This is a genomic window from Azospirillum mesophilum, assembly GCF_053470405.2.
On record NZ_JBPXMQ020000001.1, the window covers coordinates 45,829 to 62,512 of the forward strand.

A 16,684-nucleotide genomic window follows, 5' to 3' on the forward strand; every position below is an offset into this window, starting at 1 on the left:
CCCCCGAACCGTCGTGTCGCTCGGCTTTCCCCAACGCAAGGCGGGGTGAGCCGATGAGCGGCAGCGCGCGCGGAAAAATGGGCCGGCTGCGGGAGGGCGTTGCCCAGATCGCCTTCGGCAACCCGATCTACAAGCTGACGCTCGGCGGCCGGTCGCCGACCGCGCTCGCCATCGTGCCGCCGGACCCCTGGCCGGGCGACGCCACCGAAGGCTCCGCCCTGCTGGCCGGCATGGTCCGGCTGGCCGGGCAGGCGGTCGCCATCGACCCGCAGGGCGTGCCGAGCTGGCGGGCCGGCAACCCCGCCTGGCTGGACGCGCTGCACGGGTTCGAGTGGATGCGCGACCTGCGCGCGGTCGGCGGCGACGCGGCCCGTCGGCGCGCCCGCGCGCTGGTGCTGTCCTGGCTGGACCATAACGGCAAGTGGAACGCGCAGACCTGGGCGCCGGAGGTGCTGGGCGCGCGCATCGCCACCTGGATCGGCCTGCACGATTTCTATTGCGCGTCGGCCGACGACGAGTTCCGCGCCCGCATCTTCGACAGCCTCGCCCGGCAGGTCCGCCACCTGACCCGCGTCGTGCCCGGCGCGCTGGACGGCAAGGCGCTGGTCACCGCCGTGAAGGGCCTCGTCTACGGCGGCTTCTGCCTGCCGGAGAACGAACGCACGGGCATCGACGCCCTGCGCCTGCTGGAGCGGGAGCTGCCGCGCCAGATCCTGCCCGACGGCGGCCATGTGGAGCGCTGCCCGTCCGTGCAGCTGCGCGTGCTGCGCGACCTGATCGACGTGCGTGCCGTGCTGCGCGCCGCCCGCGTGGACATTCCGGAGGCGTTGCAGCACGCCATCGACCGCATGACGCCGGCCCTGCGCTTCTTCCGGCACGGCGACGGCGGCCTCGCCCTGTTCAACGGCGGGCGGGAGGAGGACACGGCGCTGGTCGACACGGTGCTGGCCCAGGCCGACGCCCGCGGCCGCCCGCTGAAGAGCGCGCCGCACACCGGGTTCGAACGGCTGATCGCCGGCCGCACCATGGTCCTGCTGGACAGCGGCGTGCCGCCGGTCAGCGGCCTGGACGCCACCGCCCACGCCGGCACCCTGTCGATGGAGGTCTCCGTCGGGAAGGAGCGGCTGATCGTCAACTGCGGCGCCCACCCGGTGAAGACCGGCCCCTGGCGCGCGGCGCTGGCCGGCACGGCCGCCCATTCCACCGTGGTGATGGCCGAAACCAACTCCTCGGAAGTGCTGGACGGGGGCGGGCTCGGCCGCCGGCCCTCGCACGTCGGGTGCGAGCGGCAGGAATCGGACGGCGCCGTTCTGGTCGTCGCCACGCACAACGGCTACAGCCGCAACTTCGGCTTCCTGCACCGCCGGCGCGTCTATCTGGCCGAGAACGGCGAGGATCTGCGCGGCGAGGACACGCTGGAGCCGGTCATCGGCTCCACGCCGGACGGGCAGCCCTTCACCATCCGCTTCCACCTGCACCCGTCGGTGCAGGCGTCGCTGATCCAGGGCGGCAGCCAGGTGCTGCTGCGCCTGCACAGTGGGGCCGGCTGGCGCCTGCGCGCCACGGGCGGCCATGTGGAGCTGGAGGAAAGCATCTATCTGGGCAACGGCGACGAGCCGCGCCGCACGACCCAGATCGCCATCTCCGGGCATAGCGGTCCTGAGGGCATCACCGTGAAATGGGCCTTGCGCCGCGAGCGCAAGGGGGCGTAAATCGCGCGCATCCGCGGCGACCGGGCCATAGGGAAAGTCTTTGAACGTTTTCCCCCGCTTCGTCATCCCGCGAAGGCGCATGGGCGCTGACTTTTGGAGTTGAACGGCTAACCGAGGCACCGACCTCCTTTCATCGTCATTCCCGCGAAGGCGGGAATCCAGGCCGTCGCAGCACCGATGCGCGGAGTTTTCTGGATCCCCGCCTTCGCGGGGATGACGTCGGGAAAAGGTGGTTTTCGGTCGTGAACGGGGCCGCCGACGGAAGTCAGCGCCGATGCGCCTTCGCAGGGACGGCGAAGCGGAGGCGTTTTGGCTTATCCTCCGTCTTTCGCCGTTCGCCGCGAACGGTTCAATGTCAGACCAGGATGCCCCGATGAGCCCGCCGAAGACCGCCCATTCGCCCGCCCCCGATCTCGTCCGCATCACGCGCGCGCTGATCTCCGTGTCCGACAAGACGGGCCTCGTCGCGCTGGGTCAGGCGCTGGCGGCCAAGGGTGTGGAGATCCTGTCCACCGGCGGTTCGGCGCAGCGTCTGGCCGAGGCCGGCGTGCCCGTCAAGGAGGTCTCCGATCACACCGGCTTCCCGGAGATCATGGACGGCCGCGTGAAGACGCTGCACCCGCGCGTGCACGGCGGCATCCTGGCCCGCCGCGACATCCACGCGGACGCCATGAAGACCCACGACATCCCGCCGATCGATCTGGTGGTCGTGAACCTGTACCCGTTCGAGGCGACGGTCGCGAAGGGTGCGAACTACGACGACTGCGTGGAGAACATCGACATCGGCGGGCCGGCGATGATCCGCGCCGCCGCCAAGAACCACGACTTCGTCACCGTGGTCACCGACCCGGAAGACTATGAGGCGGTCCTGGACGAGCTGGCGACCCACGACGGCGCCGTCACGCTGAAGCTGCGCCGTACGCTTGCCCAGCGCGCGTACGCGCGTACGGCCGCGTACGACGCTGCCATCTCCACCTGGCTGGCCGGCCAGCTGGGCGAGACCTTCCCGCCGCGCACCACGCTGTCGGGCAAGCTCAGCCAGACGCTCCGCTACGGCGAGAACCCGCACCAGCAGGCGGCCTTCTACGTGACGGGCGAGCAGCGTCCGGGCGTGGCGACGGCCATCCAGCTTCAGGGCAAGGAGCTGTCCTACAACAACCTGAACGACACCGACGCCGCCTTCGAGCTGGTCGCCGAGTTCGAGCAGCCGGCCGTCGCCATCATCAAGCACGCCAACCCCTGCGGCGTGGCCCAGGGCGCCAATCTGCTGGACGCGTACAAGGCCGCACTGCTGTGCGACCCGGTCAGCGCCTTCGGCGGCATCATCGCCGTCAACCGCTCGCTGGACGCCGCCACGGCGGAGGAGATCTCCAAGCTGTTCGCCGAGGTGGTGATCGCTCCGGACGCCGACGACGCGGCCCGCGCGCTGCTCGCCACCAAGAAGAACCTGCGCGTCCTGCTGACCAAGGACGTGCCGAACCCGGCCGAGCCGGGCATGATGATCAAGCATCTGGCGGGCGGCTTCCTCCTCCAGAACCGCGACAACGGCCGCGTGAATCCGGCGGAGCTGAAGGTCGTCACCAAGCGCGCCCCGACGGAGCAGGAACTGGCCGATCTGCTGTTCGCCTTCCGCGTCGCCAAGCATGTGAAGTCGAACGCCATCGTCTACGCCAAGAATGGTGCTACGGTCGGCGTGGGCGCCGGTCAGATGAGCCGCGTGGACAGCGCGCGCATCGCCGCCATCAAGTCGGGCGAGGCCGCCAAGGCCGCCGGCCTGTCTGAGCCGCTGACCAAGGGCTCGGTCGTCGCGTCGGACGCCTTCTTCCCCTTCGCGGACGGTCTTCTGGCCGCTGCCGAGGCGGGGGTGACCGCCGTGATCCAGCCCGGCGGCTCGATCCGCGACAACGAGGTCATCGCCGCTGCGGATGAGAAGGGGCTGGCGATGGTCCTCACCGGGATGCGGCACTTCCGGCACTGAGCGCGAAGGGGAGGGGGAGCGCATTGCCCCCTCCCTAACCCTCCCCCGCTTCGCAGGGGAGGGGACTGCCGCCGCTTTCCCCTAAACTCCCTCTCCCGCGAAGCGGGGGAGGGTCGGGGAGGGGGCAACGCGCCTCTGCCCTCTACCGCCGCCCCATGAACATCCGCGCCATCATGCCGGCAAGGCTCGCCGGGTGGTGGCGCTCCCCGGGCTCCCCATTGCCGTCCTCGCCGGGTTTCAGGCGGCCGGTCGCGGCCATGGCCACCAGCAGCGCCGGATGCACCGCCGGATGATGGCGGGAGCCGTCGGACTCCTCGCGGGTCTTGACGGGGTCGCGGGCCAGCGCCTCGTTGATGTGCGCGAAGGCCTCGATGTCCTTGATGTGCAGCATGTCCGTTCCACCCTCCGCGCCGACATTATTGTGCAGCGCAGCAAAAGGGAAGGTCGCAGGTTCGGCCTCTTGAATTTGTGATCAGGCTGCGGCGGACTGCCGAAGCCCGGACGGTGACGGTTGGGCCGGTTCCCTCACCGTCAGCATAAGCCCAAATCCGATCACGAAGAAAGCCACAACGCTCGCCATGCCGGCGCGCTGGCTGGCGAAGGCGGAGGTTGCCAGTCCGAAGGCCAGCGGGCCGATGAAGCCGACCATGCGGCCGGTCAGGCTGTAGAGCCCGAACATCTCCCCCGCCATGCCCGGCGGCGCCAGCCGGGCCATCAGCGACCGCCCCGCCGCCTGCGCCGGCCCGAAGAAGGTGCCGAGCCCCAGCGCCAGCACCCAGAACCACAGCTTCTCCGTCGCCATCAGCAGCGGCACGCCGAAGGCGATCAGGCCCACCAGACTGATGAGGATGGTCGGCTTGGCGCCGGCGCGGTCGTCCACCCAGGCGAAGCCGATGGCCCCGATGCCGGCCACGACGTTCAGCGCGATGGCGAAGGTGACGATCTCCTCGAAGGTCATGCCGAAGGCGTTGGCCGCGAAGATGCCGCCGAAGGCGGTGATGGTGTTGATGGCGTCGCGGTAGAAGGCACTGGCGACCAGGAAGCGGACGAGGTTGCGGTGCCGGCGCGCCTCCGCCAGGGTCCGGCGCAGCGTGGCGACGCCCTCGCGCGCGGCCTGCCCGATGCCGAGGCCGGTCGGCGGCTCGTCCGGTACCCACAGGAAGAAGGGCAGGGCGAACAGCGCGTACCAGACGGCGGCCAGCAGCGCCGTGGCGCGCACCGGCGCCTGCTCCGCCGTGCCGAGCAGCCCGAACAGCGGGGCCGGCGATTTCACGAAGACGAACAGGGCCACGACGAGGCAGACCAGCCCGCCGAAATAGCCGATGCCCCAGCCCCAGCCCGACAGGCGCCCGATCATCGCCGGTGGGGCCAGCGCGGTCAGGCTGGCGTTGTAGAAGACGTTCGCCAGTTCGAAGGCGACGGTCCCGATCACCACGCAGACCAGCGCGAATAGGGCGTAGGACGGGTCCGGCTTCACCCACCACAGCGCGGCGCAGAACAGCACCGTCAGGGCGGTGAACAGCGCCATCCAGGGCTTGCGCCGGCCCGTGCGGTCGGCGACCGCGCCCAGCACCGGGCTGAACAGCGCGATCAGCAACCCGGCGACGGTCAGCGCCGCACTCCAGCGCGAGGCCCCGGCCACCTCGTCCCCGACCACGCCGCGCGCGAAGTAGACGGAGAACACGAAGGTCGTGATGATGGTGTTGTAGGACGAGTTCGCCCAGTCGTAGAGGCACCAGGACACCATGGCGCGGCGGCTCGGCGCGTTGACCGTGTGGGGCATGCTGGGCTCAAGACCTTTCCGGACCGGGGTGCGTCACTCTATCCACCCCGGCGGATGGGGACAAGCTCACGCCTTTTCGGCGGTCTTGTCCTTTTGATACAGGTCCTTGGCCTGCTGGATGGCCGTGTCGAGCTGCGATTCGAAGCCCTTGAACCAGGGCTGGTCCTTCAGGTCCTCCGCCGTGCGGAGCAGGCCGTGCGACATGCCGCGGGCCGGGTTGCCCTCCATGCTGTCCATGGCGGACTTGATGACCCGGACCATCGGGTTGTCGCTGTCCAGGTTCTCCGAATCCTCCGCCGTCCCGCCCGCCGATTTCTTCTTCATGGCGTCGGCGGCGGCCTTCAGGAGCCTTTGCAGCGGGGTCTGGCTGTCGAGCTTCTTCAGCTCCTCCAGCTCGTCGCGGGTGTTGCGCTTGGACGCCTCATAGCCGCGCTGCGCCCCGGCCCGGTCCATCGCCCAGGTGACGGAGGTCTTTTCCTCGTCGCTGACCTGATCCAGGAACTTGACGCCCGCCTTCATCTGGGCGGTGCGGTCGCCGCCGAAGGGATCGGAGAAGCTGCCCTCCAGCCGGGTCGGCCCGGAGTAGAGGCCCATCGCCAAGCCCTGCTGCTGCACCATCATGGAGCGGGCCGTGTCCTGCTCCTCCTCCGAGAACAGGCCGCCGGTGTTGCTGCTGATCGCATAAAGGGAGCGGCGGTCGAGGTCGCCCATGACCGTGTTCCAGTCCCGCCCCTCCCAGGCGTTGAAGTCGAAGGGCTTGCCGCTGTCCTTCATGGCCTTGTACTGCGCGTCCATGCGGGCGCGGGCGTCCTTCGCGGCCTCCGGCAGGGTCAGGCCGGCGGAGCTGGACAGAGCGCCCGGATTCTCGACAGCCGAGGCCAGCGCCGTCACCGGCTTGCCGTCGCGCGTCGGGAAATAGGCGGCGAAGCGGGACACGGGGGCGGGGGCCTTTTCCGACGCCACGGAGCCGGTCGCCATCATGGTCTGCGCCTCGACGGACAGGCTGACCACCACGCCCGAACCGCCGGAACCCGACGCTGGTGCGCCCTTCGCCTCTTTCGCCGAAGCGTTCTTGTCCGCGACGGCGCCGGCCGTGGAGGCCGTCATCGTGAGGCTGAGGCTGGTGCTGCTGTATGTGGCCGCCGCCGAAATGGACATGAGGCGGTCTCCCCGTCGTCAAAGGCCGGCTTCTTCGTGAAGCCGCAGTTGTTCACGACAGGGTAGGACGGGTGGTTGATCCTGTCAAAATTCCGGTCAATTTTTCCGGGTGGGCGGAAGGTCGCAGCCCCGCAAAGCGCGAGTCGCGCCCGATCAACCGCCGATACCGAAGGAAATCTGGTTGTTGTCGTAGCGGGCGACCACGGTCAGCCGGTCGCCGGGGCGGACGCGGATCGGGCTTTCCAGGTAGGTCATGGCCTGCTTCCAGTGGTTGGTCCTGGCGCGGCTTTCGGAGCGGTAGACGACCTCCTCGTCCATGAACAGGTCGAACCAGAAGGCGACGCCGTGGCAGGTGCCCTCCCGCGTGATCTCCACGGTGATCTCGCGCTGGCCGTCCTCCGGCATGTTGCGGGTGAAGTCGAAGTCCAGCGCCGTGAAGCTGTCCGTCAGCGGCGTGTGGGCGTCGGAGGCGAGGTCGATCTGCTGGTAGCCGGGGGAGCGGAAGACGTCGAAGGTCGACATGTCGAAGCCGTCGATGGTCCTCACGGGGTTGATGCGCGCCAGCTCCGGCGTTTCCACCAGCATGGCGTAGACGGTGGAGGCGCGCGGGATGATCGCGCCGCCGGGCTTCACCAGATGGGTGCGGGCGTGCTGGAGCACCGACAGCATGCGCGGGGCCAGCATGCCGATGTTGATCAGCTCCGACACGAAGACGTCGGCCTTCTCCGGCAGGTCGCCGCCCTCGCCGACGGACAGCTGGGTGGACAGCTTCGGCACGACGCTGACGCGGTCGGCGTAGCCGTTGTTGGCGACCGTCTCCTTGGCGACGCGGGCGAGGATGGGGTTGACCTCGCAGGTCACGACCCGCTTCGCACCGGCGCGGGCGGCCATCATGGCGACGATGCCCGACCCGGTGCCGATCTCCAGCACCAGCGAGTCCGGCGTGACCGCGCGCTTCAGCGCCGCGTCGTAGGCCTCGTTGCGCTCGAAGTCGTTGATCATCGGCAGGTGCCAGCCGGGCACCGCGTTGGAATAGATCAGCCGGCGCGTGAACTGCACCAGCGGGTGGTCGGGCGCGAACGCGCGGGCGGCCTCGATCGCCTCCACCGCCTCGTTGGCGCGGTCGAGGCTTTGCAGCGTGTGGGCCAGCCCGACATGGGCGGGAATGAAGCGGGGGGCGGCCTCGATCACCTTGCGGAAGCAGGTGGCGGCCTCCTCCAGCTCGCCGCGCGTGCTCAGCGCCTCGGCGAGGTTGTAGCGGGCGTCGAGATAGTCCGGGGCGAGGTCCAGCGCGCAGCGGAAGTGGGTCTGCGCCTCCTCCAGCCGGCCGAGTTCGCGCAGCGTGGTGCCGAGGAAGTTGTGCATCTCCGGCGCGTTGGAGCGGAGCGCCAACGCCGAGCGGAAGGCGCTTTCCGCCTCCTCCAGCCGGCCCAGCGCCTTCAGCGCGTTGCCCAGGTTGCCGTGCAGCTCCGGCAGGCGGTCGTTGATGGCGACGCCGGCGCGGAAGGCTGCCTCCGCCTCCTCCGCGCGGCCGAGCTGGAAGAGCAGGCTGCCCCGGCTGTTGTGGAAGGACGGGTCGGTGCCCAGCTCCGCGATGGCCTGGGCGAGGATGTCCAGCGCCGCCTCCGGATGCCCGGTGTGGGCGGCGACGAGGCCCAGCAGGTGCAGCGCCTGCGCGTTGTGCGGGTCGATCGCCAGCAGCGCGCGGCAGGCCGCCTCCGCCCCGCTGAGGTCGCCCGACCGGAACAGGCGGATGGCATCGTTCAGGGTCGGCTGGGCGTCGGTCATCGCGGCGGCTCCGGATCGGCGGGTAGGTGCTGGGTCGCGGGACACCATAGCGGGAAAGCGGGGAGGGCTACAGTTCTACGTTCATGCGCCGCGACGAAGGGCGGGTGCGGGATGACTGTCCCAGACCTCCAGGAAGCGGCTGTGCTGCTCCACATACCAGCGGGTTTCCGGACAGGTCCATCCCAGCACGTCGAGGATTTCCCGGTACTTGATCGTCAGCCGCAGCCCCAGGAGCGGTTCGTGATGAGAAATGCGGTTGCGCAAGGCGCGCGCGTCGTCCAAGGGCCTTGATACGGTCTGGCGTGTGGCCCCAAACGGAATGAATGGAAACGCGATGCACAGACGGGAGGTCCATCCAAAGGGAACCTCATAGGACCGCGTCATCAGGGACGTCCAGAAACCGAAGCTGAGATCGGCGATGACGTGGTCGGCGACAACGCGTCCTGCCCCGCGCTTTCTCTCCTGCCTGTTCAAGGCTTCCTTGAGTTTGCCGAAGGCTTGGTCATCCAGCGTCCGGTGGAATTTGCCGTCCATGTGCCATGCGGCGCCATATTTGTCCTCCAACACGCGGGCAATGGCGTTTCGGCAGGTGATCTCCAAGGTTTGCAAGGGCCAATACAGGCTTTCGCCAATGTCCGCATTCCACTGGTAGAGCCGCATGGCCAGTTGCCGGTTGCCCCGCGCTTCGGTCAGGTACCTCGATATCCGCGTCTGCGACAAAGCGATGCCCACGGCTTCGAGCGTCGGCGTCAATAGGCTGAAGGGGGCTTGCATCGGGGTGGGCCGTGTTCTACTTTTTGCATTGTGAGCCTGGGGACAAGATCACTGCACCGCACATCCCCCTTGGACATGGAATACGATTTTTTGATCGGGGGCTTGGGTACGGAAGTGCCCAAGCCCTTTTTCCATGCGCGACGATGCAGCGAGATCAAAGGCCCCCACGCCTCCGGTTGTAAACCAGGGGGCATGCAGACGCCACAACCACCATTGCTCGGCCACCATGCGGCCTGAGCGTGAAAACGGGCTGCGAAACGCATCGCCGCTTTCACGCTCGGTCCGGACCGCTTACCCCGCGGTCAGCCCCCGCAGCTGCCGGTTCGCCACGGCCAGCATGGACAGGTCCACGTTGGGCTGGGTGCGCAGTTCGGAGAGGAGCTGCTCGACCCGCTCCACCACCGGGCGGTGGCGGGCGATCCAGCCGTCGACCGGGGCTTCGGCGGGAAGCTGGTCGGCGATCTCCAGCACGCGGATGGTCAGCGCGGTCTGGTGGGCGAACAGGTCGTCCAGCAGGGCGGCGACCGCCTGCTTCTGCCAGTGGTTCTCCACCTTCGCCGCCGTGGCCTTGTCGCGCAGCCATTCCAGCCCGAAGCGACGGCCCAGGATAAAGTAGACCGCCGCCACGGCGGCCACGTCGCGCTTGGTGCGCCGCGCGATGCGGACGAGGTCGGGGGCCGCAGCCAGCACCGGCAGCGCGGCCATGCGGCGGGCAAGCTCCGCCGGCACGCCCTGCTCTTCATAGTGCGCCACGCGGGCGGTGAGGCGGGCGGCCTCCTCCGCGTCGAGGAAGGCGTCCAGGCCCTTCATCAGCGTCTCGATGCCGGGGCGGTAGGCCTCCGTCTCCGCCGCGATGTCCAGCGGCTGCGGGCAGCTCGTCAGGAACCAGGCGACGGCGCGTTCCATCAGGCGGACCGTCTCCAGGATCAGGGAGGTCTGCAAGGCCGCCGGGACGACGTTGTCCAGATCCTCGATCCCCGTCCACAGGGAGCGCAGGCCGAAGCTGTCGCGCACGATGGTGTAGCCGCGCGCCACGTCGGCCGGACCCATGCCGGTCTTCTCCATCATCTCCTTGACGAAGGTCGGTCCGGTCCGGTTGACGAGGCTGTTGGTGACGCTGGTCGCGACGATCTCCCGCCGCAGCCGGTGGCGCGCGACGGCGTCGGCGTGGGTCTTGCGCAGCGGCTTGGGGAAGTAGCGGGTGAGGTCGTCCGCCATGAACGGGTCGTCCGGCAGGTCGGACGCCAGCAGGTCGTCGTACAGCGTGATCTTGGCGTAGGCCAGCAGCACCGCCAGCTCCGGCCGGGTCAGGCCCTGGTGATCGGCAAGGCGGGCGGACAGCTCCTCTTCGTCGGGCAGATACTCGATGGCGCGGTTCAGGCGGCCGGACTTCTCCAGCGCGCGGATGAAGCGGGCCTGCGATTCCAGCGCGTCCGGACCCTGGCTGCGCGCGATGGTCAGGGCCTGGCTTTGCAGGTAGTTGTCGGCCAGCACCAGACAGGCGACCTCGTCGGTCATCTCGGCCAGCAGGATGTCGCGCTGCTTCACCGTCATGTCGCCGCGCGCCACCACGTCGTTCAGCAGGATCTTGATGTTCACCTCATGGTCGGAGGTGTCCACGCCCGCCGAATTGTCGATGGCGTCGGTGTTCAGCCGCACGCCGCGCAGCGCCGCCTCGATGCGGCCGCGCTGGGTGACGCCGAGGTTGGCGCCCTCGCCGATCACCTTGGCGCGCAGCTCGCGCCCGTCCACGCGCAGGGCGTCGTTGGCCTTGTCGCCGGCCTCCGCGTTCGTCTCGCCGGAGGACTTGACGTAGGTGCCGATGCCGCCGAACCACAGCAGGTCCACGTCCGCCTTCAGCAGGGTCTGCATCAGTTCCTGCGGGGTAACGTGCGCCTTGTCGATGCCGAAGCGGGCGCGGATCTCCGGCGTCAGCTCCAGCGACTTGGCCGTTCGGTCGTAGATGCGCCCGCCCTTGGACAGCAGGCCGGCGTCGTAGTCCGCCCAGGAGGAACGCGGCAGGTCGAACAGGCGCTTGCGCTCCTCCCAGCTCTGCGCCGGGTCGGGATCGGGGTCGAGGAAGATGTGGCGGTGGTCGAAGGCGGCGAGAAGTCTAATGTGCTTCGACAGCAGCATGCCGTTGCCGAACACGTCGCCGGACATGTCGCCGACGCCCACGACGGTGAAGTCCTGGCTCTGGATGTCGCGCCCCAGCTCCCGGAAATGGCGCTTCACCGATTCCCAGGCGCCGCGGGCGGTGATGCCCATCTTCTTGTGGTCGTAGCCGGCCGACCCGCCCGAGGCGAAGGCGTCGCCCAGCCAGAAGCCGTAATCCAGCGACACCGAATTCGCGATGTCGGAGAAGGTGGCCGTGCCCTTGTCGGCGGCGACGACGAGGTAGGGGTCGTCCCCGTCATGCCGCACCACCTCGGCCGGCGGGACCACAGCACCCTCGGTGTCGAGGTTGTCGGTGATGTCCAGCAGGCCGCGCATCAGCGTCTTGTAGCACTCGATGCCCTCGGCCAGTTGCGCCTCGCGGCCGGCGCTGGCGGGGGGCGGGCGCTTCACGACGAAACCGCCCTTGGAGCCCACGGGCACGATGACCGTGTTCTTGACCATCTGCGCCTTCATCAGGCCCAGGATCTCGGTCCGGAAGTCCTCGCGCCGGTCGGACCAGCGGATGCCGCCGCGCGCCACCTTGCCGCCGCGCAGATGCACGCCCTCCATCCGGGGGCTGTAGACGAAGACCTCCACCATCGGGCGGGGCAGCGGAAGCTCGTCGATGGCGCGGCTGTCGATCTTGAAGGAGATGTAGCTCTTGGGCCTGCCGTCCGCGCCGCGCTGGTAGGCGTTGGTGCGCAGCGTGTTGCGGATCAGGTTCAGGAAGCGCCGCAGGATGCGGTCCTCGTCCAGGTTCTTCACCCCGTCCAGCGCGCGTTCGATCTCCGCGATCAGGCCGGGGTCGTTCGGCACCTGCCGGGCCGGGTCGAAGCGGGCGTGGAACAGCGCCATCAGCTTGCGCGCGATCGGGGCGTGCTCGGCCAGCGTGCTTTCCACCACGTCCTGGCCGTAGGCGATGCGGGCCTGGCGCAGGTACTTGGCGTAGGCGCGCAGCACCGTCACCTCCCGCGCGGTCAGCCCGGCGCGGAGCACGAGGCGGTTGAAGCCGTCATCCTCCATCCGTCCTTCCCAGACGGCGGCGAAGGCCTCCTGGAACTTCTCCTTCACCATGGCGCAGTCGATGGGCAGGCCGTTCTGGCTGCGCGCGGTGAAATCGTGGATCCACACCGGGGCGGCGTGGCCGGCGACCGTGACGTCGAAGGGCACCTCGGTGATGACCTTCAGGTCCATGTGCTCCAGCATCGGCATCACGTCGGACAGCGGGACCGGTCGCCCCTCGTGGTAGATCTTGACGTGAAGCTCGTGCTCCTCCGCCTCCAGCGGGCGGTAGAGGTTGATGCCCAGCCCGCCCTGCGCCATCGCCTTCTCGATGCGCTCGATGTCGTAGACGGCGGTCTCCGCGTTGAACTGCTCGCGGTAGCTGGTGGGGAAGGCGTCGGCGTAGCGGCGGAACAGGGCGCCGCCGTCCTCCTCGCCGTTGGCGTCGAGCAGCGCGTCGCGCAGGTGGTCGTCCCAGCCGCGCGCCGCCTGGACCAGCCGCGCTTCCACCTCCGCCACGTCCACCGCCGGGACGCGGCCCGGCTCCGTCCGGATGATGAAGTGCAGGCGGGCCAGCACGCTTTCGGTCAGCTGCGTGGTGAAGCCGGCGCAGGTGCCGGCGAAGGCCGTCTCCAGGATCGTCTGGATGCGCCGGCGCAGCGTGGTGTCGTAGCGGTCGCGCGGCACGTAGACGAGGCAGGAGGCGAAGCGCTCGAACGGGTCCTTGCGCACGAAGAGGGCGAGGCGCTGGCGTTCCTGGAGATGCAGGATGCCGATGGCGATGTCGAACAGCTCCGGCACCTGGATCTGGAACAGCTCGTCCCGCGGGTAGGTCTCCAGGATGTGCATCAGGGCCTTGCCGTCGTGGCCCTGCGGGTCGAAGCCGGCCAGATCCATCACCTCCGCGACCTTGCGGCGCAGATAGGGGATCTCGCGCGGGCTGCGGTTGTAGGCGACGGAGGTGAAGAGGCCGGCGACCAGCCGTTCGCCGACGATCCGTCCCTCTTCATCGAAGCGCTTGACCAGGATGGCGTCCATCGGCACGGCGCGGTGCACCGGCGACGGGCGGTTGCCCTTGGTCACCATCAGGACGCGCGGGTTGCGCAGGAAGTCGCGCACGTCCGGCGGCAGGGTGGCGTAGTTGCGCAGCCCGTCGAAGACGGTGACCGAATCGTCGCGCAGGATGCCGAGCCCGCTGCCCGGCACCAGGGCCAGCGCCGGTTCCACCCCGTCGCCGCCCCCTTCGAACCGGTATTCGCGGTAGCCGAGGAAGGTGAAGTGGTCCTCGTCCGCCCAGGTCAGGAAGGCCTTGGCCTCGTCCACCTCCTCCGCCGGGACGGCGGTGCCGGCGGCGGCGGCGTCCTTCACGGCGGCGCGCACCTGCTCGCGCATGGCGCGCCAGTCGGCCACGGCGGCGCGCACGTCGGCCAGCACGCGCTCCAGCCCTTCGCGGGCGTGGGCCAGGGCGTCGGCGTCGGTGACCGCGCCGACCTCCACATGCATGAAGGACTCGGGCGCTGCGTCGGTGGGTGCGGCGGCGGGCTCGTACAGCTCGACCAGCTGGCCGGCGGCGTCGCGCTTCACCCGCACCACGGGGTGGATGACGAGATGGACGGTCAGCCCCTGGCGGTTCAGCTCCGCCGTCACCGAGTCCACCAGGAAGGGCATGTCGTCGTTGACGATCTCCACCACCGTCCGGTGGGACTGCCAGCCGTGCTCCTCGACGCGGGGGTTGTAGACGCGGACCTTGGCGGCGCCGTGTGTCCCGGGCGCGGGTTCGCGCTGCTGGCCCCACTGCCACATGGCGAGTGCGGCGCCGTAGAGCTGTTCGGCCGGAGCCTGGATGATGTCGTCGGGCGGCACGTTGTCGTAGAACTGCCGCACGAACCGCTCCGCCGGCGCGGCGCGGCTGCGGCTCAGCCGCTCGCGCACCTGACGCACGACCTCTTCGGTCAGCTCGTCCTTGAGCTGTTCCGCCCTGAGAGCCATCGCTCCATTCCTTCCCATCGTCCTGCGGCTTTTTTCCCGGGGCCGTTTGTCCCGGGACCCTCTGCCGTCTTTCTAGGCAGAGGGTAGCGGATTTGCCGAATCTGGCAACAGGCGGTGGGGCTTGGCCGCTCACGCGCAGGGCCTATGTCTTCCGGATGGGTTGCCGAACCAGAGTGTAATGGCGGACTGTTTTGTTTGCTCTCTTACGATCGTCGCACTTCGAAAGGGGGGCTTCGGATGGATGCTGCCGCCGGGCTTTTCTTCGCGACCGCGCTGGCCATGGGAACCGGCGCGTTGGGCTGGCTGCTGCGCGGACGCCGTGCGGTTCCGGCGTCCGCGCAACCGGACACTCCGGAACCCGCATCCGGCCCCGAACCCCCGCCGCCACCCCCGCCCCCGCCGCCGCCAGTGATCGAGCCGGAGGGCTCGCACCACGGGACGCTGACGCAGGCGATCCTGGACGCGGCGGTGGACGGCGTCGTCATCATGGACGAGCGGGGGATCGTCCGCTCCTTCAACGCGGCGGCGGAGCGCCTTTTCGGCTACGAGGCGGCGGAGGTGGTCGGCCGCAACGTCAACATGCTGATGCCGGAACCCTACCGGTCCGCCCACGACGGCTACCTGACGCACTATCGGGACACCGGCGAGGCGCGCATCATCGGCAAGGGGCGGGAGGTGCAGGGCCTGCGCAAGGACGGGCGCACCTTTCCCATGGACCTCGCGGTCGGCGCCGCCCTGGTGGACGGGGAACGGCTGTTCACCGGGATCATCCGCGACATCTCCGCCCGCAAGGAGACGGAGGAGCGGCTGCGCTACAGCGAGGTGAAGAACCGCGCCATCCTGGAAGCGGCCGTGGACGGCATCATCACCATCGACGAAAGGGGCCGAATCGAAAGCTTCAACCGCGCGGCGGAACGCATCTTCGGCTACAGCGCGGCGGAGGTGCTGGGCCGCAACGTCAGCCTGCTGATGCCCGCCCCCTACCGGCAGGCGCACGACGGCTATCTCGACAGCTATCTGCGGACCGCGCAGCCGCGCATCATCGGCATCGGGCGCGAGGTGGAGGGGCGCCGCAAGGACGGGCGGAGCTTTCCCATGGACCTGGCGGTGGGCGAGGGAACCCTGGACGGGCGCCGCATCTTCGCCGGCACCGTGCGCGACATCACCGAGCGCAAGGAGGCCGACGCCGACCTGCGCAAGGCCAAGGACGAGGCGGAACGGGCCAGCGTCGCCAAGACCAAGTTCCTGGCGGCGGCCAGCCACGACCTGCGCCAGCCCGTGCAGTCGCTGGTCTTCTTCACCTCCGCGCTGGCCGCGCAACTGCCCGAAGGCTCCGCCCGCACCATGGTCAGCGACATGGAGGTGGCGGTCGAGGCGCTGAAGACGCTGCTGGACAGCCTTCTGGACGTGTCCAAGCTCGACGCCGGCGTGGTGACGGTGCGGCCGATGATCTTCCCCATCGACAGCATCCTGGCGACCACGCGGGTCAGCTACACCAGCGTGGCGGCGGCCAAGGGGATCAAGCTGACCGTGGTGTCGAGCGGCGCGGTGGTGCGCACCGACCCCGCGCTGTTCGGCCGCATGGTCCAGAACCTCGTGGACAACGCCGTGCGCTACACCACCACCGGGCGCATCCTGGTCGGCTGCCGGCGGCGCGGCGACGCGCTGCGGGTGGAGGTGTGGGACACCGGCATCGGCATTCCCCCCGGCCAGACCGAGGAAATCTTCGAGGAGTTCACCCAGATAGCCAACCCGGAGCGCGACCGGGAAAAGGGGCTGGGCCTCGGGCTCGCCATCGTCCGCCGGCTGGGGCGGCTGCTCGGCCATCGGGTGTCGGTGCGTTCGGTGCAGGGACAGGGGTCGGTCTTCTGGGTGGAGGTGCCGCTCCAGCCCTCCATCCGGCCGCGCCCCGCGGTGGCCCGGCCCGACCTGTCGGCCGGCGCCGGGCGGGGTGTGATCGTGCTGATCGACGATGAGCCGGTGGTGCTGTCCAGTCTGCGCGCGGTGCTCCAGACCTGGGGGTTCGAGGTCATCGCGGCGGAGTCGGCGCAAGACGCCATCCGGCTGCTGACCGCCCGCGAACGGCCGCCGTCCATGATCCTGGCCGACTACCGCCTGCGCGAGGGGCGCACCGGGACCGAGGCCATCCGGGACGTGTGCGACCTGTACCACCGCGCCATCCCCAGCATCATCATCACCGGCGACACCGCCCCCGAGCGCATCCGCGAGGCGGAGGCCAGCGGCATCAGCGTGCTGCACAAGCCGGTGACCCCGCCCGTGCTGCTCAGCGCGTTGACGCAGACCATCGGCAACGCCTGATAAAAGGCGAGGCGCTTAGCATCC

At 69.4% G+C, this 16,684-nt stretch carries 9 protein-coding genes; 3 read left to right on the top strand and 6 right to left on the bottom strand.

The genetic code is table 11. From position 1 onward, the window contains the following. Positions 1-53: 53 nt before the first annotated feature. Positions 54-1,712, top strand: coding sequence for a heparinase II/III family protein (locus ACSVC7_RS00250; protein ID WP_448204388.1), 1,659 nt, complete (start codon positions 54-56; stop codon positions 1,710-1,712). A gap of 373 nt (positions 1,713-2,085) precedes the next feature. Beyond that, entirely contained in the window at positions 2,086-3,690 is a 1,605-nt protein-coding gene (gene purH, locus ACSVC7_RS00255; RefSeq protein WP_448204389.1) for a bifunctional phosphoribosylaminoimidazolecarboxamide formyltransferase/IMP cyclohydrolase, read from the top strand. Between the two features lie 142 nt (positions 3,691-3,832). Here the strand turns inward: purH and ACSVC7_RS00260 are convergent, their stop codons facing one another. From ACSVC7_RS00260 to ACSVC7_RS00285, 6 genes are all read right to left on the bottom strand, one after another. Next, positions 3,833-4,081, bottom strand: coding sequence for a hypothetical protein (locus ACSVC7_RS00260; protein ID WP_448204390.1), 249 nt, complete (start codon positions 4,079-4,081; stop codon positions 3,833-3,835). Positions 4,082-4,162: 81 nt separating this feature from the next. Beyond that, positions 4,163-5,473 (bottom strand): MFS transporter, encoded by a 1,311-nt coding sequence (locus ACSVC7_RS00265; protein WP_448204391.1) that lies wholly within the window; start codon positions 5,471-5,473, stop codon positions 4,163-4,165. Between the two features lie 66 nt (positions 5,474-5,539). Further along, positions 5,540-6,631, bottom strand: coding sequence for a hypothetical protein (locus ACSVC7_RS00270; protein ID WP_448204392.1), 1,092 nt, complete (start codon positions 6,629-6,631; stop codon positions 5,540-5,542). Between the two features lie 153 nt (positions 6,632-6,784). Beyond that, positions 6,785-8,419: a tetratricopeptide repeat protein gene (locus tag ACSVC7_RS00275; protein ID WP_448204393.1), complete on the bottom strand. Its 1,635-nt coding sequence runs from the start codon at positions 8,417-8,419 to the stop codon at positions 6,785-6,787. An 81-nt stretch (positions 8,420-8,500) separates the two neighbouring features. Beyond that, positions 8,501-9,193, bottom strand: a complete 693-nt coding sequence (locus ACSVC7_RS00280) for a hypothetical protein (RefSeq protein WP_448204394.1) — start codon at positions 9,191-9,193, stop codon at positions 8,501-8,503. 291 nt (positions 9,194-9,484) lie between these two features. After that, a complete protein-coding gene (locus ACSVC7_RS00285) occupies positions 9,485-14,341 on the bottom strand; it encodes an NAD-glutamate dehydrogenase (protein ID WP_448204395.1) in 4,857 nt (1,618 codons plus the stop codon). A 237-nt stretch (positions 14,342-14,578) separates the two neighbouring features. Between ACSVC7_RS00285 and ACSVC7_RS00290 the strand changes: the two genes are divergently transcribed. After that, on the top strand, positions 14,579-16,660 hold the full coding sequence (locus tag ACSVC7_RS00290; RefSeq protein WP_448204396.1) for a hybrid sensor histidine kinase/response regulator: 2,082 nt from the start codon (positions 14,579-14,581) through the stop codon (positions 16,658-16,660). Positions 16,661-16,684 lie beyond the last annotated feature (24 nt).

Excerpts from the sequence above, each read along its gene's own strand:
- ACSVC7_RS00250 (WP_448204388.1), top strand. The coding sequence starts at position 54 with ATGAGCGGCAGCGCGCGCGGAAAAATGGGCCGGCTGCGGGAGGGCGTT.
- purH (WP_448204389.1), top strand. The coding sequence starts at position 2,086 with ATGAGCCCGCCGAAGACCGCCCATTCGCCCGCCCCCGATCTCGTCCGC.
- ACSVC7_RS00260 (WP_448204390.1), bottom strand. The coding sequence starts at position 4,081 with ATGCTGCACATCAAGGACATCGAGGCCTTCGCGCACATCAACGAGGCG.
- ACSVC7_RS00265 (WP_448204391.1), bottom strand. The coding sequence starts at position 5,473 with ATGCCCCACACGGTCAACGCGCCGAGCCGCCGCGCCATGGTGTCCTGG.
- ACSVC7_RS00270 (WP_448204392.1), bottom strand. The coding sequence starts at position 6,631 with ATGTCCATTTCGGCGGCGGCCACATACAGCAGCACCAGCCTCAGCCTC.
- ACSVC7_RS00275 (WP_448204393.1), bottom strand. The coding sequence starts at position 8,419 with ATGACCGACGCCCAGCCGACCCTGAACGATGCCATCCGCCTGTTCCGG.
- ACSVC7_RS00280 (WP_448204394.1), bottom strand. The coding sequence starts at position 9,193 with ATGCAAGCCCCCTTCAGCCTATTGACGCCGACGCTCGAAGCCGTGGGC.
- ACSVC7_RS00285 (WP_448204395.1), bottom strand. The coding sequence starts at position 14,341 with ATGGCTCTCAGGGCGGAACAGCTCAAGGACGAGCTGACCGAAGAGGTC.
- ACSVC7_RS00290 (WP_448204396.1), top strand. The coding sequence starts at position 14,579 with ATGGATGCTGCCGCCGGGCTTTTCTTCGCGACCGCGCTGGCCATGGGA.